The 1285-nt window shown below is 62.7% G+C and carries 3 protein-coding genes; all 3 read left to right on the top strand.

The genetic code is table 11. From position 1 onward, the window contains the following. Window positions 1-359, top strand: a 359-nt coding sequence (locus ACEN88_RS32075; protein WP_413346240.1) for a hypothetical protein, incomplete at its 5' end; no start/stop codon positions are given. A 60-nt stretch (window positions 360-419) separates the two neighbouring features. Next, window positions 420-1022 (top strand): RNA polymerase sigma factor RpoE, encoded by a 603-nt coding sequence (rpoE, locus tag ACEN88_RS32070; protein ID WP_413346238.1) that lies wholly within the window; start codon window positions 420-422, stop codon window positions 1020-1022. 41 nt (window positions 1023-1063) lie between these two features. After that, on the top strand, window positions 1064-1285 hold a 222-nt coding region (locus ACEN88_RS32065), incomplete at its 3' end, for a sigma-E factor negative regulatory protein (RefSeq protein ID WP_413346236.1).

The raw sequence follows: 1285 nt of genomic DNA, 5'->3' as shown, positions 1-1285 counted from the left end.
GCACGGCGCTGGCGGCCGCCGGCAGCGCCGTGCTGGGCGCGGCGGCCCTTCCTTCTAAGACGCACCGGATTGATATTTCTGGAACCGGCGACTTGCGCGTAACGGTACAACAGGACGTGGGCCTGCCGCCGGAGGGCAATGCGGTCCTGCTGCCCGGAGCGGTCGTCTGGCCGATGCTGATGGTGTTGCGGTACGCCGCGCCGGGCACGGGACCACGCGTCCTGTACGTGTGGCGCGACAGCGTCGACGCCGCGGTGTGGCGCGCGCTGGCCGTCGCGCTGGCAGTGGTCGGCCGGCGCGGACATGCAGACGAAGGATGCGAAGACACGACGAACTCATTGCAGCGGACCAACTCTTAAGGAAACGTGCACACCGTTTCCGTCTAACAGGGACGCCGCCGCAGCCAACGGGGCATTGCAGTGACGACCGAACGCGAATGTGATCAACTGCTGGTTGAGCGCGTCCAGGCGGGCGATCGCGGAGCGTTCGACCTGCTGGTGGCGAAATATCAGCGTCGCCTGATGCGGCTCGTGTCGCGCCTCGTGCACGATCCGGCCGAGGCGGAAGACGTGGTGCAGGAAACCTTTATCAAGGCATTCCGTGCACTGCGCCATTTCCGCGGCGATTCCGCGTTTTATACATGGCTATATCGAATAGGAATTAATACGGCAAAGAATTTCCTGGTAACGCAAGGCAGGCGCGCGCCGACCTCGACGGAAGCCGATGCCGAACGTGCGGAAGGATTTGACGACGCAGATAGCTTGCGAGACATTAATACACCCGAATCAATGTTGGCCAGCAAACAGATCGCCTATACCGTGAATGCGGCCATGGAAGCCTTGCCGCTGGAATTGAGGACCGCGATCGTCCTGCGCGAAATAGAAGGTTTAAGCTACGAGGAAATCTCCGAAGTGATGGCGTGTCCAATCGGGACGGTGCGGAGCCGGATTTTCCGGGCGCGCGAAGTCATCGCCGAGAAATTGCGGCCCTTGCTGGATATCTCGGCGGACAAACGTCGGTAGGTAGCGAGCGATATGAAGACGAAGTTTTACGTACCGGCGTGATGGCTATGGACACGAACAAGAAAAACCGTGAACTCATCTCGGCGCTGAGCGATGGCGAGATCCCGGACGTCGACCGGGAACTGGCGCTCGCCGCCCTCGACACACCGGAGGGCCGGCAGGCCTGGGCGCTCTTCCACCAGATCGGCGACGTCCTGCGCGCGGATCCCGCGACCGACCTGTCGCCCGGTTTCGCGGAACGCATGGCCGCCCGCCTCGAGGCC

This window comes from Massilia sp. CT11-108, from assembly GCF_047302915.1.
Taxonomy (GTDB): domain Bacteria; phylum Pseudomonadota; class Gammaproteobacteria; order Burkholderiales; family Burkholderiaceae_D; genus Telluria; species Telluria orientalis.
Note: the sequence above shows the minus strand (reverse complement) of the source record. Positions and strands in the feature narration are given on the sequence as shown.